At 60.2% G+C, this 18,596-nt stretch carries 10 protein-coding genes and 8 pseudogenes; 8 read left to right on the top strand and 10 right to left on the bottom strand.

The annotated features are described in order from the left end of the window. The 4 genes from ACFX5Q_RS31135 to ACFX5Q_RS31150 form a co-directional block, all read left to right on the top strand. Positions 1-767, top strand: a 767-nt coding sequence (locus ACFX5Q_RS31135; RefSeq protein WP_404284035.1) for an ATP-grasp domain-containing protein, incomplete at its 5' end; no start/stop codon positions are given. 261 nt (positions 768-1,028) lie between these two features. Then, positions 1,029-2,387, top strand: a complete 1,359-nt coding sequence (locus ACFX5Q_RS31140) for an aspartate aminotransferase family protein (RefSeq protein ID WP_404284036.1) — start codon at positions 1,029-1,031, stop codon at positions 2,385-2,387. Positions 2,388-2,390: 3 nt separating this feature from the next. Next, positions 2,391-4,118 (top strand): acetolactate synthase catalytic subunit, encoded by a 1,728-nt coding sequence (locus ACFX5Q_RS31145; protein WP_404284038.1) that lies wholly within the window; start codon positions 2,391-2,393, stop codon positions 4,116-4,118. Next, a complete protein-coding gene (locus ACFX5Q_RS31150; protein WP_404284039.1) occupies positions 4,115-4,900 on the top strand; it encodes an SDR family NAD(P)-dependent oxidoreductase in 786 nt (261 codons plus the stop codon). Before ACFX5Q_RS31145 ends, ACFX5Q_RS31150 begins: the two co-directional genes overlap by 4 nt. Positions 4,901-5,018: 118 nt before the next feature. On the opposite strand, the pseudogene ACFX5Q_RS31155 reads toward ACFX5Q_RS31150, so the two are convergent. The 3 genes and pseudogenes from ACFX5Q_RS31155 to ACFX5Q_RS31165 all read right to left on the bottom strand — a co-directional run. Further along, a pseudogene (locus ACFX5Q_RS31155) lies at positions 5,019-5,677 on the bottom strand (transposase); the annotation flags it as partial. A gap of 518 nt (positions 5,678-6,195) precedes the next feature. Further along, complete coding sequence (locus ACFX5Q_RS31160) at positions 6,196-7,500, bottom strand: aminotransferase class I/II-fold pyridoxal phosphate-dependent enzyme (RefSeq protein ID WP_404284040.1); 1,305 nt, start codon at positions 7,498-7,500, stop codon at positions 6,196-6,198. A 319-nt stretch (positions 7,501-7,819) separates the two neighbouring features. Further along, positions 7,820-7,942 (bottom strand): annotated as a pseudogene (locus ACFX5Q_RS31165) (IS110 family transposase); the annotation flags it as partial. A 351-nt stretch (positions 7,943-8,293) separates the two neighbouring features. Between ACFX5Q_RS31165 and ACFX5Q_RS31170 the strand changes: the two are divergent. Then, the gene (locus tag ACFX5Q_RS31170; RefSeq protein WP_404284042.1) at positions 8,294-9,139 is read left to right on the top strand and encodes a LuxR family transcriptional regulator; all 846 of its coding nucleotides are present in this window, start codon (positions 8,294-8,296) and stop codon (positions 9,137-9,139) included. Between the two features lie 161 nt (positions 9,140-9,300). Here the strand turns inward: ACFX5Q_RS31170 and ACFX5Q_RS31175 are convergent. The 3 genes and pseudogenes from ACFX5Q_RS31175 to ectB form a co-directional block, all read right to left on the bottom strand. Continuing rightward, positions 9,301-10,004 (bottom strand): annotated as a pseudogene (locus tag ACFX5Q_RS31175) (integrase core domain-containing protein); the annotation flags it as partial. A 176-nt stretch (positions 10,005-10,180) separates the two neighbouring features. Then, a complete protein-coding gene (locus tag ACFX5Q_RS31180) occupies positions 10,181-11,020 on the bottom strand; it encodes a hypothetical protein (protein WP_404284043.1) in 840 nt (279 codons plus the stop codon). Beyond that, positions 11,013-12,269: a diaminobutyrate--2-oxoglutarate transaminase gene (ectB, locus tag ACFX5Q_RS31185; RefSeq protein ID WP_404284045.1), complete on the bottom strand. Its 1,257-nt coding sequence runs from the start codon at positions 12,267-12,269 to the stop codon at positions 11,013-11,015. The genes ACFX5Q_RS31180 and ectB overlap by 8 nt, the downstream gene beginning before the upstream one ends. Before the next feature lie 469 nt (positions 12,270-12,738). On the opposite strand from ectB, the pseudogene ACFX5Q_RS31190 reads away from it, so the two are divergent. Beyond that, positions 12,739-13,413 (top strand): annotated as a pseudogene (locus ACFX5Q_RS31190) (IS630 family transposase); the annotation flags it as partial. A 252-nt stretch (positions 13,414-13,665) separates the two neighbouring features. Here the strand turns inward: ACFX5Q_RS31190 and ACFX5Q_RS31195 are convergent. Continuing rightward, positions 13,666-14,692, bottom strand: a pseudogene (locus ACFX5Q_RS31195) (IS110 family transposase). Between the two features lie 88 nt (positions 14,693-14,780). Here ACFX5Q_RS31195 and ACFX5Q_RS31200 point away from each other — a divergent pair. Further along, positions 14,781-14,948: pseudogene (locus tag ACFX5Q_RS31200) on the top strand (IS481 family transposase); the annotation flags it as partial. Positions 14,949-15,064: 116 nt separating this feature from the next. Here ACFX5Q_RS31200 and ACFX5Q_RS31205 read toward each other — a convergent pair. After that, positions 15,065-15,425, bottom strand: a pseudogene (locus ACFX5Q_RS31205) (transposase); the annotation flags it as partial. A 49-nt stretch (positions 15,426-15,474) separates the two neighbouring features. Between ACFX5Q_RS31205 and ACFX5Q_RS31210 the strand changes: the two are divergent. Then, the gene (locus tag ACFX5Q_RS31210) at positions 15,475-15,840 is read left to right on the top strand and encodes a hypothetical protein (protein WP_404284046.1); all 366 of its coding nucleotides are present in this window, start codon (positions 15,475-15,477) and stop codon (positions 15,838-15,840) included. A gap of 226 nt (positions 15,841-16,066) precedes the next feature. Here the strand turns inward: ACFX5Q_RS31210 and ACFX5Q_RS31215 are convergent. Continuing rightward, positions 16,067-17,111, bottom strand: a pseudogene (locus ACFX5Q_RS31215) (ATP-grasp domain-containing protein). Between the two features lie 127 nt (positions 17,112-17,238). Continuing rightward, on the bottom strand, positions 17,239-18,495 hold the full coding sequence (locus tag ACFX5Q_RS31220; RefSeq protein ID WP_404284047.1) for a lysine N(6)-hydroxylase/L-ornithine N(5)-oxygenase family protein: 1,257 nt from the start codon (positions 18,493-18,495) through the stop codon (positions 17,239-17,241). Between the last annotated feature and the right edge of the window lie 101 nt (positions 18,496-18,596).

The following is an 18,596-nucleotide window of genomic DNA, read 5'->3' on the forward strand; positions in this document are numbered from 1 at the left end:
CAGCAGTAGGCAGTGGCAGCATCGGTGTCCGATTATGCAGCACCGTCGAAGAGGTAGCCGAACATACCACCTATCTGTTGAGCGAGAAGCACACATGGCGGTCCTCGCCGAGGATACTGGTCGAAGAATTCGTACAAGGCCCCCATTATATCGCTCAGATAATGGGAAATGAGGTCATTGCGATTGCCGCAGCTGACTACGGCCCCCCACCGCATTTCGTCTTCCATAGCGGCATCCAGCCAGCCCCGCTGACAGATGACGAGTATAAACGTATCGCCGATGTTTCGTTGAGCTGTTTGCGAGTTCTCGGCCTTGGCTGGGGCCCCACGAACATTGAACTCCGGTGGACGAAGCTTGGCCCAGTCGTCATTGAAGTCAATCCGCGACTTTTGGGTGGGACGGGTCCTCAATTGGTTCAGCTGGCTTACGGAGTCGATCTCATCACCGAACACATCAAGCTTGTCGTCGGCGACGAATGGGATTTGCGCGAAAGGCATTCGCACATTGTGGCCGTGCGGGTCCTAGTTCCTGATCGCGATGGCATCCTCGATTGGATCGATGGCGACAGTCGGGCGGCCGCTGTACCAGGTGTCGCCGAGGTGAAATTGTGTGTCGAGCCCAACATGCCGATCGTCAGGAAAGGCGACTATCGAGATCGCATGGGACATGTCATCGCCGCTTCACCCGACCGTGCCCGGACCGAGGCGATACTCCAGCGTGCGGTCGACTTAATCAGTTGGTCGATCTCTCCATTTCCGACCTGGTGAACAAGGACAATCAGCAGCCAATCACCATCCCGCACCAGCGGGGGGGGGGCTACGGAGAAGCAACTTGCTCAACATTGGTGCAAATCGAGAGCGGGAGGGTCGCAAAGTGAATGATACAGTTAATTTGGTTTCTGGGAACCTCTATGAAATAGAAGACAGTAAGGCGTAATACTTATCTGCGCAGGACAATTGTCTTCTACTTTATCGCGACGTCTACGTCGTCCGAGCAATTCCCAGGCCTTCAGCAAGAGGAGAGCCGCGGTGTTAGAGCAAGCAGCCCTTTCCCCCCCTCCGCTCATCGGGCCCCGTTCGGCCGAGACTTTCGGCCGGGCGCGCAGGGTTTTCCCGGACGGCACCACGCGGGTCACGATCGAGCGCGATCCCATTCCCCGCTACATGCATCACGGAGAGAGTGCGTTTCTTGTCGACGTCGATGGCCGCCGCCTCCTCGACCTTAACGGCAACTTCACGACCCTCATCCACGGCCACGCCTTCCCGCCCGTGATCAAGGCCGTGACGCATCAGCTCAGAAGCGGATGCTGCTTCGCCAACCCGACCGAGATCGAAATCGCGCTCGCCGAGCTTCTCTGCGCCCGCATTCCGCATCTTGACCGCATCCGCTTCGTCAATACCGGTACCGAGGCGGTCATGTTCGCGATTAAGGCGGCGCGGGCGTTCACGGGGCGTCCCGCGATTGCCAAGATCGAGGGGGCCTATCACGGCGCCTACGACTGGGTGGAGGTAAGCCAGGCTGCAACGCCTCAAACGTGGGGCGATCCCGAACATCCCGCGCCCACTCTTCATTATCGCGGCATGCCGCGAGCCGTGCTCGATGACGTCGTGATTTTGCGCTTCAACAACGCCGAGGGTGCGCGCCGGCTGATCACGGAACATGCAGCGCGTCTCGCAGCCGTCCTTGTCGATCCCATGCCGAGCCGCGGTGGGCTCATTTCGCCCACGCCGGATTTCGTATCCGCCATCCAAGAGACGGCCCGTCGTCACGGTATCCTTGTTATCAGCGACGAGGTTCTCAACCTCCGACAGGGTTATGAAGGCGCCTCTGCGCTCTATGGGCTCGCCCCCGATCTCTTCGCGCTCGGCAAGATCATTGGCGGCGGGCTCCCCATCGGCGCGATCGGCGGCCGCAGCGAGGTGATGGCAGTCTTCGACGCCGCATCAGGCCGCCCTGCTCTGCCGCAGGGCGGCACCTTTTCAGCCAATCCGCTCTCGATGGCGGCAGGACTCGCCGCGATGGAGGCCCTCGACCGCGCTGCCTTCGATCACCTCGAGCGGCTGGGGGACAAACTGCGAATCGGGCTCGAACGCATCATCGCGCGGCACGGCGCCCCCCTGAGCGTCACAGGCGCCGCCTCCCTCTTTCGCCTCCACCCGCGGCGCAAGCCGCCGCGAGAGTTCCGCGAAACTTTCCTTACCCCACGGGAGGTGGCCGTGATGACGGAACTCACTCGTTTCTTCGCCACGGAAGGCATTGTTCTGCCCAATGCGGCCGCCGCTTGCCTCTCGACACCCATGGACGAGGATGACATCGCCCTCGTCGCAAACGTCTTCGACCGTTTCCTCAATCAGCGCGCGTCGCTCCTCGACACGATAAAGGGTTAGATCATGGGAGAGACCGTCGCACAGGCGATCGCGCGTGCGTTGAAGCGCCACGGCGTCCAAGTGGTCTTTGGCCAGAGCCTGCCGTCCGCCGTCCTCCTCGCCTGCGAGACGATCGGCATCCGCCAACTCGCCTACCGGCAGGAGAACATGGGTGGCGCCATGGCAGACGGCTTTGCCCGCGTCTCGAGCAGGATTGCAGTGGTTGCTGCACAAAACGGGCCGGCCGCGACACTCCTTGTGCCACCACTTGCCGAGGCCTTCAAGGCGAGCGTGCCCATCGTCGCTCTCGTGCAGGAGGTCGAACGGCCGCAGATCGACCGCAACGCCTTCCAGGAACTCGACCACTTCGCCCTCTTTTCGTCCTGCGCCAAATGGGTGCGTCGTATCATCACCGCCGACCGAGCAGATGACTATGTTGATCAGGCCTTCGTCGCGGCCGGCAGCGGCCGGCCGGGTCCGGCGGTGCTCCTGCTCCCGGCAGACCTTCTGCGCGAAAGAGCGATCACACCGAGGCATACCCGCAGAGTGAGCTTAGATCGCTGGCCGATCGACCGATCGCGGCCGGAAGACAGCGTCCTGCGCGAGGCGGCTGACTTCATCGCTGCAGCCGGCGCACCCGTGGCGGTGGCCGGCGGAGGCACGACCTCGCCTGCGGCTTCCGCGGCAATCTCTCGCCTGCAGGAGACGGCTCACCTGCCTGTCTTCACGACCAATATGGGCAAGGGCGCTGTCGACGAATGCCATCCCCTTTCGTGCGGCGTGCTCGGCTCGCTCACGGGCGCGCGCTCGCTCGGCCGACGGACGAAGCCGATCCTTGGCGAGGCCGACCTCGTCCTCCTCGTCGGCACGCGCACCAACCAGAACGGAACGGACAGTTGGCGCCAGATCACACCTGGCGCGCGTATCATCCATATCGACGTCGACCCAACCGAGGTCGGTCGCAACTACGAGGCGCTGCGCCTCGTGGGCGATGCTGCGGTGACGCTCAATGCCCTTTGCGAAACCCTCGAACGCCTCGACCTGTCGCGCCGCCGCACCGCGCGAGCGCAGGCTGAAAAGCGCATAGCGGCCGCCTGGGCCGCCTTCGAAGCGGACCGTGCATCGCTAGCGGGCAGCAACAATAGGCCCATACGGCCCGAGCGCGTGATGAGGGAACTGCAGACGCGCCTGACGCCCAAGACGATCGTCGTGGCGGATGCTAGCTATCCGTCGATGTGGATCGTCGGTCAGTTACGTGCGCAGCGCGCCGGCCACCGCTTCCTCACGCCGCGCGGGCTCGCGGGACTCGGCTGGGGGCTGCCTCTGGCTATCGGTGCGAAGGTAGCGCGACCGGACGCACCAGTCGTCGCGGTCGCTGGCGATGGCGGCTTCGCGCACAGCTGGGCGGAACTCGAGACGATGGTACGCAGCTGCGTGTCCGTCGTCGTGATCGTCCTAAACAATGGCGTGCTCGGCTTCCAAAAGTATGCCGAGACGATAAAGTTCGGGGCCTATACGAGCGCCTGCCATTTCGCTCCAGTCGACCACGCCGCGATCGCCCGGGCATGCGGTTGCGGCGCGACCGTGGTCAGGGCACCGGGCGACATAGGGCCTGCTCTCGACGAGGCGCTCGCCTCTGGAAGGCCCTGGCTCGTCGAGGTCGTCGCCGATCCCGACGCCCATCCTGCTCTTTCCCTTTTCGACGGCACGGTTGACCAGAACGCCGTTCGCGACGTGGAGTCCGTCGGATGACGGAAGAAAACAGCAAATCAATGGGCGTTGCGGTCGTCACCGGCGGGGCAACCGGGATCGGGTTTGCGACCGTCGCGCACCTAATCGAGGCTGGCTGGCGCGTCGCTTTCTTCAGCCAGACGAGAGAGCGGGTCGAGGCTGCCGCTGTCGATCTACGCGCCCATTTTCCAGCTTGGAATATCCACGCCGACACGGTCGACCTACGTGACGAAGGCGGCCTCTGCCGCTTCTTCGCCAATGTCCGCGAGCGCTGGGGAACAGTGTCCGCGCTCGTCTGCAATGCTGGCTACTCGCCGAAAGGTCCAGACGATCAGCGACTCGCTCTCGGCAAGATGCCGCTTGCTAAATGGGATGACGTTATCCGGGTGAACCTCACGGGCGCCTTCCTCTGTTGCCGCGAGGTGCTGCTCGGTATGGCGGAAGCCCGGCAAGGCCGTATCGTCCTGATCGGCTCGCTCGCGGCGCGTACGCAGCCGAAGATCGCGGGTGCGAGCTACGTCGCCTCGAAGAGCGCGCTCGCGGGGCTCGCCCGCTCGATCGTGAGCGAATACGCAGGGCTCGGCATCACCGTGAACACGATCTGCCCTGGCCGTATCCTAAGCAAAATGACGGGACCGCCCGAGACGCCCGGGAACCGCGCTGCACTCGCGCGGATCCCGATCGGACGGCTCGGCGGGCCCGAAGACATCAGCCGCGTGATTGAGTTCCTCGTCCGCCCGGATTCCGACTTCATCAACGGCGCCATCATCGACGTCAACGGCGGGGAGTTCGCCCCCTCCTAACCTGTCGGCCGGCGGCACAGCCGTCTATGACGAGGGACCCGCGTCGCAGCCCACTCCGCACAGGCTGCGCATGTGCAAAGAGGTGCAAATTGGTTCACCGGGCCTGCTGCACTGGCAGTCATGGCAGATTGCTGGCGAACGCCTGGAACAGGCTGGCCTGGGGACAGACGGCGGCGAAGGCCAGGCGGACGCGCGAGACAGTTTCGATGTCCCGGGCGCCGAGCTTGAGCAGCCTGAGCCGCAGCGTGGCGAACTCGGCCCTGCTCACTTAATGGGACCTTGGCACGGCGTCGCGCAGGGTGAGCAGGAGCCAATATGCGGCGGTGTGCAGTACGAGGTGGACCTGGTTGCGATTGGTGAGCGCAGGAGGTGCGGTCGGAGGCGAGTTGGTTCTTGCGCATCTTGAAGGTGGCCACGGGCGCAGTAGATCCCGTCGTAGATGTGCCCGGCCGAGCCGCTGTCGAGATTGGGGGACGAAGCGGATGTCGAGGCCGATCGCAGTCGCCTCGATGCGGCGCAGGGGCGGCGTTTGCCTTTCAGGATTGCGTCTTGTAGCGGGTCTCGGCATGGACGCGCAGAACAGACTTGCGCTTGAGCGCGCTTCGCACCATGCAATGACTTGCACCGGCCGTAATGGCCGTCGCCGCGCACCACGATATGGGGGGTCGGCCAGCAGGTGCGGATGCGTCGCAAGAGGCGGCGCAGATGGCCGCGCATCTCTTTGCCCGTCGGGGTCTTGCCGGGGCGCAGGATCATAGCGACCGGGCGGCCGGTGGCGGGGACTGTCAGGAATTCTTCCAACGGGCCTTGCGGCACGTCGGGGAAGAACGCCAGCCGAACGAGATCGAAGCCACTCCCATCGTAATTGCCCGTGATAAGCGCCTTCGCACTTCGCCATTTTCGGACGTCTTGTGATAGCGCGCGCGACCGTGATGGCCATCATCACCACCTCCGAACCTGTAATTGGTGAAGCGTACCTGCTCGAAGAAGAAGGGCACCCTTTCGGCGAATTCGATCTCGCACTCGGCCAGATTGGCTAAGCTGAGTTCGAGGCCGATTCGCCTCATGGGAGCCCATTTATATCGGGGTGGCCATAACAATGTATCGGGGCAGTGAAATTGTTCTGGAAATCCAAATTGAACTTGTCGTCGACCCCTGTTACATAGGCTGCCTTTCCGGATTTCAGACAAGTGGAAGGGGCGCCTCATAGACACTGTAACCCGTATTGTCCCAGGGCATGACTTTTTTTGTGCGCTCGTGCGGAAGGCGGGAGATGCTGAGGTGATCATGGCTGATTATGATCCGAAACTCCGACAATCCTTGGTATTTCTGTGAGGCTGCTCTGGTGCGGTAAACACGGATTGTCCGTAGATCTGAATCTTGTTGCAGAGCCGCGCCAAGTCTGACAGATCGTGACTTGCGGTAAGGCAGATGCGTATGCCCGCATGGCCGCGGGCGACCGTCGGAAAGAACGTGACGGATGTGTAAAAGCCATCATCTAACAGGCGCGCTGCGAAATCAATGGCCGCAAATTCGTCGCCCACGTTGATCATGCGAATTGGCAGAGGAGCGCCTCGCTGATCTGTCTCGATGAGCTCGTCGAAAAGGGCGATGCGCTCGACCAATTGACCTCGGCGAACCTTGAGCTCGCTCGTCCGGTGAATTTCCGCCGAGGCTATAGCGGCACCGACAGCTGCGACGTTGGGCGAAGCCGAGAAGGCATGCGGAATGGAGTAGCAACGAAATAGCTCTTCCTGATACGCTGTTCCAAGCATGAGCATGCCGCCCGACGCGCCGAAGCCCTTGGCGAGGGACGCCGCGACGATCGTGCGCTCACCTAGCTCAGGGGGCAATTGCGAGCGCGCAAAGCCTTCACCATTTTCGCCAAAGAGGGAAATTCCGTGCGCGTCGTCGATGTAAAGAAAAAGGCCATACTTCTCCTGCAACTGGAGAAGCCCTTCGATCGGCGCGAGGCCGCCCATCGAATAGACGCCATCGCACACATAGGCGACGATTGGATGCTTGCGGCAAATCTGCTCCAAAGCATCGAGGTCATTGTGAGGAATTGTCTCGACTTGGGTCTCCTCGGCCACAACTGGCTTATGAAAGGCGAGGGAGGCGTGGGCCAGATGGTCGAACACCATGACAGGTCTTTGACCTTCCGTTAGATGTCCGGAGGCGATGATTGGCAATGCGCCCATATTGGCAATCATGACTGTCGAATAAGCAATAACGTGCGCCCCAAAGAGTTGGGAAAGTATGCCCTCAAGATTACCAATGAGCCCGAAATTCAGCCGCGTGCGTGCACATGACCAGTGGAGTGATCCGTATTCCTCTATTGCGGCAACCGCGCCGGCAACGATTGCCGGATGATTGTCCAGGCCGAGGTAGCAACAACGTACATAGTCGGCAACGGTATCGCCTTGTCGCTCGCCTCTCGTGAGCCTGACCGTCCTCCCCTCCATCGACCGTCCGTAAACGGCCATGAGACCACGTTGGTGAGCCTGTTCGAAATGCATTCGCGTCCGATCAATGACCGAAGCGGTGTTGCGGAAACGACTGGCGCTCACAACGCTTGCTGCGGGTTCTACTGCAGACATCAGGACGTCCTTTCACAAGTAAGGCTTTGATGAGACTTGGCTTCCAGGTTTCGTTGCATTATCAAAAGTGGTGATACCCACCAGATTTTCCCAGGAATACCACCATACATAGCAATTATTGTGTGAATTGTTATTAATACTTCTCGATTGGGAATTTAATAATCATGGCTGCATGGTAATAATTCCTCTTAAAAAAGAGGCGGGCTGAGCCCCCCCGTGTGGACGTGACGAAAGCTGTTCGCGGAAACGACGAAATGGATCAGAGTACGGCGGAGTTCGCAGCGGTGGCCAGCGCTGCAGGTTTCATGACGCAACCGCGAAATCCAACAACGTCATCGCGCCGAAGCTTTCGACGAACGACGACTGCTCCGGCAGCATCGATGCCATGAACCTGAAAAACCTCCTTGGCGATATCCGAACCGATTGTGGCAATCTCTTCCATGGACGGCTCTCCCTCATGTGACATTGACACACCATGGCACTTCGATGCCGGGAGCGGAGGCCGTCCACCTCTACGGCGGCACGCCGGCCAACTGACGTAGTCTGGAGAACGCGTGCAGACATTGACATGATATCCGAGATCAATTTGTGAAAAAGTTTATTTATGAAGTTATACCTTCAGAAAATCTTTCGTAACCCACATTTAACTCAATGATAATCTTACGCGCCTCGGGGACGTGTTACAGCTTTGGCGATGCCGGCCGAGAACGGCGCGCAGAGCTGCAGCCTTACAGCCGGTAGCTTTGTCCACCAGTGACAACATCCGGCGCAAGATGCCTGCGGAGCCGAGACTATGGAACGTCTGCCGATGACTGCGGTCCCTCAGCCTCGAGGGCTGGCAACCAGAGTGTCAGACCAGTTTTATGTGGTCCCGTCGATGCATTTCCCGGCGGTAGCCGGGGAGGCGTTTGCGGTCGAATTCGCCCGATTTCTCGACCAGACTGATGGCGTTGCTCAATCCGAGCAGTTGTTCGACCTGTTATCTGCATTTGCCCTGAATTTTGATTGCCCGTGGATCTCATATGGCTCTCTTACACCTGACCAAAGAATTTCAAAGCCGGTCCCACGCGATCCAGAGGTCATGGTGAATTATCCTGATGGATGGCAGGAGCGCTATTTCGAAATGAGCTATGATAGAATTGACCCCATCATCAAGACGAGTCGAAAACGCGCGGGCGCCTTTCGATGGAGTGAGGTGTACAACGATACAAGCACGACTGAAGACGAACGGCGCGTTTTCGATGAGGCAGCGACGTTCGGCTTAAGGTCAGGAATCAGCGTTCCATTGCACGGCCCCGATGGCAACTTTGCGATCATAAGCTTTGCTCAACCCCGGGACCGCGAATTCCAGAATAGAACAGTCACATACTTGGAGCTTGCCGCGTTTCATTTCCATCTGAGAGTTGCGAAGTTCGCGAATTCGAGGGGCAGCGAGGAAGCTCCTGACCTTTCTTTAAGAGAAAGGGAGTGTATTCTGTGGACAGCGAGAGGGAAATCGTCGTGGGAAATAGGAAAAATTTTGGGAATTTCCGTAAACACCGTCAATTTCCATATAAAAAACGTAATGCGAAAAATGGATACTGCGAGCAGAACAGTCGCTGCTATAAAAGCCGTAAACTTCGGAATTATCGAATTGTAAGAATCGGCTAACATACCACTGAACTTTCCTCCGGCGGCGATCAGAGTCTCGGCCCTTTCTGTTACCCGTAGAGCGCGCGTTGAGCAACCGGCGAAGGCGCCGAGCCTTCAATCCGTGTAGCGTCGGAGCCGGTTGCGGTCATGATTCCGGCATAGGCTGATATTGTGATCCTCCGCCCAGTCTGAGATGGCGCAGCGGGCATGGACGAGGCCGAAGAAGAGCCTCTCGTTCGAGGAACTCGTGGCGCATCGGGCCGTTGAAGCTCTCGATGTAGGGCGTTCTGCATCGGCTTGCCTGGTGCTATGTAATGCCCATCCCACGCGACGATCCTTCGACCAGGCGAGGATAGCGTTCGAGGTGAACTCGGTGCCATGGTCGGGGACGATCATGCCCGGCTTGCCACGGCCGGCGATCAACTCCGTCCGTTCGCGCGCGACCCGTAGGCGCCTGTGAATGAGGGGTATCGCGGCCAGGCACTCGCGTGTCACATCGTTGACGATGTTGAGCACGCGGCACCGCCGGACGCAGGCGAACTGGTTGTGCACGAAATCCAGCGAACAACGTGCGTTCGGCCGCGTCTTGACCAGGATCGGTGCCCGTGTGCCGACTGCCCGTCGCCGTGATCGCTTGCGCGCCGCCAGCTTGATCCCGACCGTTCGCCCTCGCGGATGAGCAGGATGAACAGCCGACGACAGCTGAAGCGCCGGCGCTCGCTGGGCAGGTCGAGCAGCCGGTCACGCAGTTCCGTCTCCGGAGGCCGACGGGACCCGGAAGCGGAGCATCTTGCCGTCAGCGGTGATGATCGAACAGGCCCGCCGTTCCAACCCACAGCGAGCCGCAGATTCGCCACAGCTTCGCGCTTGGCGCGTGCTCGCGCAAAACCGCGATGACCCGCTATTCCGAAAACCGCTTTCTCTTCATCAGCCCAGGCCGGACTCTAATCCCAACTGGAGGAAATTACCCGCGGCAGGTCACCCGTTAGCAAGGACGTTGACGCCTTGACCTTCGGCGGAAGCCGGTCAGTCGCTGCGAAATCCAACTTCAAGTCCACCAGAGAACAAGATCCGGTCGCGCAAACCCGAAAAAGCTGTTCAGCAGCACGCGACGCCTTCCGTTGCCTGATTGACCGGTGACCCCGTGAACGAAACCGCCATCAATTAGGGCGATATCCCCGGCCTTGAGCTGGAAGTCGCGACAAGGTACGGCCTCAAGATAAGCTGCCGAATAGGGATATCCCGTGGTCTCCACACCGTGCGACTTTCGGTCGGTGACTGTCGGCTTGTGGCTCCAGAGCCGCAGATTGCCACCTTCCTCGGGCATGCTGGGATAGAAGTTGAGTGCTGCGACGGTGTTGTGTGCCACCGCAGAAATCTCGTAATCGTTCCCAGCACATAAGACTTGAGCGACATCGTCGTGGGGGTCCAAGGAAAATGTGCCGCTGCCAGACCAACTGAGAGCGCGACAAACATTAGCCTGACCGTGCTCTGAACGGGCCAGCCGCAATTCAATGCCCTGGTTGTGAAGCTCGCGCTTCAACGCATCGAACAATGCTCGGACCGGATCAACCAGATTCTCAAAAAGGGCGTCGACGTACGGTCGCGCAGTTTCCGCCTCTGCGAAATAGGTGGCTGCATCCTTCCTGTAGTGGGATGCGCCGACATATTGTCCGGGGACGCCATCCTTACGCTCCTTGAGACCGGGACTGCCACTGAAGTTCGCGGTGATCTCCTTGGCTATTTCGGTGCTGAAAGCTTGCTTGATGTGCAGAGCGGTGATCTCACCTTTCAGGACCGAGATGATCTCCGTAGTGCTGATCGAGCCGGTTCGCTCTCTGATGGCAACAGGCGAGATGGCTGGCACTTGAGATAGTTGGTTAGGCATTGGCTTGCTCCTGTAGTGCGTGATCAAGGATGGCGATGCCATGATCGAGTTCGACATCGGTGATAGTTATCGGCGGTAGCACTTTGATGACGTCGCGATTTGGCCCTGAGGATTCGATAAGCAGGCCATTTTCGAACGCGACATCGTGCACACGGCCGACAACGGTCGGTGAACGGCACTTGAGGCCGGCCATCAGACCGCGGCCACGCTTTTGTTCAATGCACTTGGGAAATTTCGCGACGAGGCGGTCAAGGTGCCGTTGCAGGTTGACGGCTGTCCGCTCGACGCCTGCAGTAAACTGCCTGTCCGACCACATTTTGCACATGGCCCCCGCAGTCACGAAGGCAAAATTGTTGCCTCTGAAGGTCCCGCTATGTTCTCCGGGATTCCATATGTCCATGTCGGGGCGAATAAGAACAATGGAGAATGGACTACCTGAACCGCTTAGGGATTTGGAAAGGCACACGATGTCCGGTTCGATTTTCGCGAACTCGAAGGAGAAGAAATCGCCCGTTCGGCCTGCACCTGCCTGAATGTCGTCGACGATCAGAACAACGCCGTGCTTACGGCAAATGCGCTGAATTTCTGCGAGCCAAGCTGCGGATGCGGCGTTCATGCCGCCTTCTGCCTGGATGGTCTCCAGAATGATTGCGGCGGGCTTTTCAATGCCGCTCCCTGGGTCGCCCAAAACCCAGTCGATGTAACTGGCGGAATCGAAAGCTTGGCTCGGATATCCGTCATAGGGGACACGGACCACATCGTGGCGAGCAACGCCGCCGAGCTCCCTGGTTGAAGCTGAACCCGACACCGCCAGAGAGCCGAGCGACATGCCGTGGAACGCATTTGTGAAGGCCATGACGCTCGAACGGCCGGTATATTTTCGCGCCAGCGCCAGTGCCGCTTCGTTAGCGTTTGTGCCGGTCGGCCCAGGAAACTGTATCTTGTACGAAAGGCCCCTGGGCTTCAGAATCGAATCGACAAACGCTTCAATGAACTCACGCTTCGCCGCCGTATACATATCAAGCGACAGAAGGATGTTCTCACCGATGAGATATTCAATTCCTGGCTCAATAATATTCGGGTTGTTGTGTCCGTAGTTGAGCGCGCCGGACCCTACAAGGAAATCGATATGAGGCTTACCGGTTTCGTCCCAGATTGTCGCACCAAGGGCCTTCGTAAAGACAGTGGGAAACGACCGCCCATAGCGACGAACATTAGATTCATAGGCCGTGAAAGCGTCGGGATTCATTTTTTTGGGTCCTCTGTACGTAGGCTTCGTGTCGAGCGAGAGAGCGATTAAATGCCTTTGGCGGGCGGTTGTTCTTCAGTTTCATGGAAGATCAGAACAGTCCGGGCGGACGTTTGGTTGAGTCGGATCCAGGCGCTGCGTTTCGTCTGCTGCACAGATGTACTTCAGACCGGCCCTGCGCGCTGGCTCATCTGCTGCACAGATGCACTTCGAGAGCTCTAGCGTCGTCACGTTGCTCTGCATGCCGATACCTCTCGGTGAATGCGCTGAAACAAAACCTTTTCTAGAGTTGTCGGGCAAACACCGAAACTACGGCATCTGGTAGTTGACGCATCTGCTCATCGCCCAAGAAGCGCCAGCCAGAAATAAAATCAATAGTTTAGAGCAATTCATTGATTGATTGAATCGGGCGGAATTCCCCTCCGCGCCGGTTTGTGATTCAAGATGCTGGCTGGATGGAGGCCAGCATCTGATGACGCGAGCCCTTTCGAACGATCTTCGTGAGCGTGTTGTTGCGGCCGTTGGCGCGGGTGAGAGCTGCCGGTCTGCTGCGGCGCGATTTGACGTTTCGGTCTCGTCGGTTGTGGAGTGGTCGCAGCGCTATCGCGCGACCGGTTCGGTGGCGCCTGGCAAGATGGGCGGCCATCGTCGCCGGGTGCTGGAGCCGCACCGGGCCTTCATCATCGAGCGGATCGGCCAAAGCCCGCATCTGACGCTGCATCGGCTGAAGGACGAACTGGCGGCGCGCGGCGTGGCGGTTTCCCACAACGCGGTCTGGCAGTTCTTGAGGCGCGAGGGCCTCAGCTTCAAAAAAAAACACTGTTCGCCCTTGAACAGGCGCGGGCCGACATCGCCCGCCGACGCCGGCGTTGGAGATCATGGCAGAGCCGCCTCGATCCCGCACAGCTAGACCAACATGGCCCCGTTGCGCGGCTGGGGACCGAGGGGACAGCGCCTGCGCGGCTTCGCCCCGTACGGCCATTGGCGCACGCTGACCTTCCTCGGCGCGCTACGCTGCAACGAACTCACAGCACCATGCGTCTTCGACGGGCCAATCAACGGCGAATGCTTCCGCGCCTATGTCCAGCAGGAACTCGTTCCGGTCCTGCGGCCCGGCGACATCGTCGTCATGGACATGTGTGGACGCCCCCGTTGGTGCAAGAAGAATCTTTCGAAGAGATCGGCCTGTGGTCGGGTGCTGACATGTGTCCGGCCTCTGATGCGGCGTTCGACATGCCGCGGGCCCGTATGGGAGTTCGCGGAACGGGTCCAATTCAATCTGGCGCGCTCAAGGCGCGTATCCATGATCTGGTTTTCCCGATCCCGTCTCATTGACCGTAGCGCCATACTCTCCGTTCGACCTTCTTACACTTTGGCAGCCCGCTCGAGGAGCGGACTATCCCGCCAAGGCCGGTGCCCGGTAGGTCCCGCCCTTGGCCATCAGTGCCCACACAATACGTGCCGTCTTGTTGGCCAGAGCAATGATCACCAGCATGGGCGGCTTGCGATTCAGCATGCGCGAGAGCCAAGGATCTACCGCCGCACCCTTACGCATAGCCCAGCGCACGGTGGCGCTGGCTCCAATGATTAGCAGCCGGCGCAGTGTTCGCTCGCCCATTCGGGATGTCTCACCGAGCTTCTGTTTTCCCCCTGAGGAACGTTGCAGCGGCGTGAGGCCGAGCCATGCCGCGAAGTCGCGCCCTCTCTTGAAGGTCTTGGCAGAAGGCGCCAACGCGGCAACAGCCGTCGCGCTAATCGGTCCTATGCCGGGGATGGTCATCAATCGCTTGGCTTCCGCATCATTCCTGGCGCGCCGGGCAATCTCGCGGTCGAGCATTGCCACCTTCTCATCCAGGGAGCGGAGCTGTTCGACGACCAGAGACAGGATCTGGCGGGCGGCTTCGGGGATGGTAGAATCCTTGTCCTCTATCTCTGCGATAAGCTTGGCTACGTGGAAGAGGCCCTGCGCAGCCACTCAGCCCAAACTCGGCAAGATGGCCCCGTATCGCATTGATGGTTTGCGTCCGCTGGCGAACCATCAGGTCGCGAACGCGAAACACCATAGCCGTAGCTTGCTGATCTTCGCTCTTCACCGCTACGAATCGCATGGTCGGCCGTTGCGCAGCTTCGCAGATCGCTTCGGCGTCAGCGGCATCGTTCTTCTGCCGCTTCACGAAAGGCTTCACGTACCCCGGAGCGATTAGCCGAACATCGTGCCCCAGCTTCGCAATCTCCCGCGCCCAGTAATGGCCGCCGGCGCACGCTTCCATGGCAACCGTGCAGGCCGGCTGAGCAGCAAGAAACCGAAGGACGTGATCGCGGCGAAGCTTCTTCCTGAACAACACAGCTCCCGACGCATCCGAACCGTGGGCTTGGAACACGTTCTTCGCCAGATCCAATCCGATTATGTTAACTTCCAACATGGACGCCTCCGTTCAGTGATGATCGACGACACCACTTTGGCACAGCGATGCCGTGAGGGGGCGTCCACCCCATCAATCTCGGCAGCCACAACTCCGCACCCATCTCGCCGACTTCGTCGCCGCCTACAACTTCGCCCGCAGGCTCAAGACCCTCAAGGGTCTCACACCCTACGAGTTCATCTGCAAGGCGTGGGCGTCACAACCGGAACGCTTCAAACTCAATCCGCTCCAGCAAATGCCGGGACCAAACATCTAGCACCAACGGCGGTTCACATGTGACAGTCGCTTCCACAGACAGCACAGCATGTTGGGCGTTGCAGGTCCCTTCGGTAGCAACACGAATGGTTTTAGGCCTTGGAGGTGCCGCTCATCCCTGACCAAATCGTCAACGGACCGGGTCGAGATGCCTCGCACATAAGCTTCCTGGATGACGGCGGTCAGCGCCTTCTCGGCCGTGCGGCGCGGTTCGAGGAAGCTCGGGAAGTAGCTTCCCTTCCGGAGCTTCGGGATGCGCAGCTCGACCGTGCCCGGCCCGCGTCTCCCAGTCCCGGTCGCGGTAGCCATTGCGCTGGGCAAGCCGCAGCGGGTTTTTCTCGCCATAGGCGGCGCCAGTGGCCGCGCCCACCTCCATTTCCATCACCCGCTCGGCGGCAAAGCCGATCATCTCCCGCAGGAGATCGGCATCTGGGGTCTTCTCCATGAGCGTGCGCAGGGTCATCATGTCGTCGGTCATCGGTGGTCCTTCCGGAATGGGTTGGCGTCAACCCTGCCGGAAAGCGCCGATGACTACCGACACGCCGCTCACCCGCTACAGCGCTGTTGAGGGCGCGCTCGCGAGCGTCTTCGTCACCGCCGAGCTACACCTGTATGGGTCGATCCTGGTTCGCTTCCTCATCTCTTTGTTCGGCCAGTTGGCGACCATCTCCTCGTCCCGACCTGGTTTCGAACTGGCCGCCGCGCGCAGTGACGGTCAAGGGTGGCTGCAGGCCATCGCGAAGCGACTTGTCCTTGACGGTCACGAGCACTGGCGGCAGGCTTTGCCGGGTCGGGTGAGCCGCTTCCGGCGGGGCCAAATGCCGACGACAAATACCCAAGGCGAGCTCGCCGAGCCGGGCGCGGAGGTCGCGCGGCAGACTTGTATGCGGTAGATCGCGAGTGGATCTGCCCCCTGATGCAGCATGCGCATCGGTGGCGAAGCTCCGGGGCGGCGGGCCCCCATTCTACCCGGCGGTCCGAAGGACCATGTGTAGCTTCGGGTTGCCGCCACCTCGGATCGTCATCGGCAGACCCCTGCTACCGGGGCCGCCAATTGGGTTGTGCCTTGTTCTCCTTTAGGCGGCGACGTCCGCGCTCGGCTGCTACTGCTAAGGCACCTTAGGTAGAGCGTCGGCTCGATGTGTGTTCGGCCTTGGAGATGCCGATTCCAAAATGCCGCGTGTGGGCGATATCGAGGATGCGATTGACCACGCTCGAGAAGCTGTTGTCCGGCGGTCGTCGCGGCCAGGACATAAGTGCTGGGCATACCGATCCCGGCATGGCGTTGATCTCCAGGACAAAGGGCTGGCCAGTGCGGTCGATCCGGAGGTCGACGCGGGCGTAATCCCGGCACTGGCAGGCCCGGAAGGTCGCAACCGAAATATCCCGCAGCACCGTCGCAAGCTTGCCCTCGATTTGCGGCGGGCAAATTGTCTGCGGCGCTGCGCCCGCCATGTGCTTCGTTTCCCAAGTCATGAGACGCGTTTCGCGGTCGCCGAAGTCCTGCTCCACCAGAGGCAACACCTCGAGCTCTCTATGTCCCAGCAGCGCGGCCCAGATTTCCCGCCCCTCGATATATTCTTCCACAAGCGCATCCTGCGCATATCACGTGACGATCACGTCTACGGCCTCCCGCAAACGAGTGAGCTCATGCACGAGCTGCAATCCAAAGCTGCTGGATTCGTGACGCGGCTTTACTACCACTGGGAATCGCAGGTCGCCGGTGCTCTCGGTGCCGCAACGCATGACGCGAAAGTTTGGCGTCGGCACGCCGGCATGCCGGATGAGCCACTTGGTGATGACCTTGTCGAACGCCAGCCCATGCCCGAGTGGGCTCGATCCGGTGTACCGGAACGCCGGCCATCTCAAGCTCCGGAACGTAGCTCAAACGGCCCTCGCCCTGAATTCCGTATGCCATGTTGAACACGATTCCCGAGGGACGGGCTTGCCGATCGGGTGGCATAAACCGCTCGAGTGTAGTGAGCAGTTCTTTATCGCCTTCGTACAGCAGCGTCTCGTGGCCGCCCTCTTGCAGTGCCGCCACCACGCTTTCGACCGTCTCGCGGTCATGGTGCTCCGGACAAGACTGACCGAACCGGTTGATCACGCCCGTATGATCATGGTTCCACACGACGGCTAGGGGAAATGCACGCCCACAGAACAATGCGATGCGCCGATGGGTCCAAGGGCTTGTTCAGTCACGATGATTTCGGAGAAGGTTCGGGCCTTCGCCGCAGCGGAGGCGGACATCATTCCTTGGATGCCACCGCCGATGATCAGTAGTCGACGAGTCATATCCCGCTGCCCATTTCTTCGGCCACGGGGTCGGGCCAGCTCTCGATGGAGGTACGGCTGATGAAGCCAGGATGCTCGGGGTTCGCGCATGGCGCGCGCCGTAGAAGGCTGTCGAGGACGCGGCGCGCGCGCCAGGCCAGCAGGCTAAGATTCGGATCGGCGAGCCCGCGCTGCCCAAGGTTCGCGTTCTGTACGAAGATGCGTCTTTCACGCGGTCCGTCCCAGCACACCGAAAAATCCTCGCGAACAGCCAACTCGTTGTCGATCTGTTCCAGCCGGTCCGCGATCGGTTCCAAGAAGCCTGGCACCGCGTTCTCGTAACCGGTGGCCAGGATGACGATGTCGGCCGTGACTTGTTCAACCTCGATGCCGTGCTGCAGGGTCAGCCTGTGACCCGCGCCGGCGTTGATGCAGTGCGAGACGTTGCAGCCCGGCCGCAGTGTGATGTCGCATCGGTTTGGCTCGAGAAATGCGTGGCGGTATAGCGCCTGATAGATCGCGCGCAACGTGGTTTCCGAAATGCCGTCCGAGGCAAGCACGAAACGCCGCAGGAGCAGCTTGCGCTGCGACTCGCTCATCGCCGCGAAACGATCCGAAAAGCAGGGCATGAACAACTCGTTTGTGAACGGGCTATTGTCGATGGGAAGGTAGTTTTCGCGCTGCGAGACCCAAGTGATCGAGGCAGGTCGCCGTTCTTTCGGCAGGCCGACAAGGTGCAACAGCACCTCGGCTCCCGACTGGCCTGCGCCAACCACGCAGACATGCTTTTTCCGCACCTCAGGATGGATGTGCAGTAAAATAGATGAGTGGAACAGGTTGCGGCCAGTCCAGCCCTGAAACTGAGGCGGAATATGCGCCCGCTTGCCGATGCCGACCACAACGTTTCTGGCGCCGAGAACCGCGTTATCCGTCCGCACCCGAAACTCGCCGTCATAGCGAATTTCGCGCACCGTCTCGCCGCCGCGGACAAGTGGGTTCTTTTGCAAGGCCCAGTTCAGGTATTGCTCGAACTCAGCTAGGAGCACGGCCTCGAACTGTGCGTTCAGGAAGTGGTACAGACGCCCGTTCTCGTGCAGGTAGTTTATGAAAGTGTAGGCTGATCGCGGATTCACCAGCGTGACCAGATCCTTGAAGTGGCTGACCTGGAGCTCCGAGGAATCGAATGCGATGCCTGGATGCCAGCGGAAGTCGACCTGCCGATGGAACAGCGCCCCTAGCCCAATTTCTTCGTGTATCTGACACGCAAGACTCAAATTAGACGGCCCAGCACCGACCCCAACGCAAGAGAACTCCACTTGTCTTGCTCCTATTGGTGTTTCCCAACTAGGCGGCATGTTCGCGGCGAATATCGGCC

The organism is Mesorhizobium sp. IMUNJ 23033 (genome assembly GCF_044778005.1).
GTDB lineage: Bacteria > Pseudomonadota > Alphaproteobacteria > Rhizobiales > Rhizobiaceae > Mesorhizobium > Mesorhizobium amorphae_A.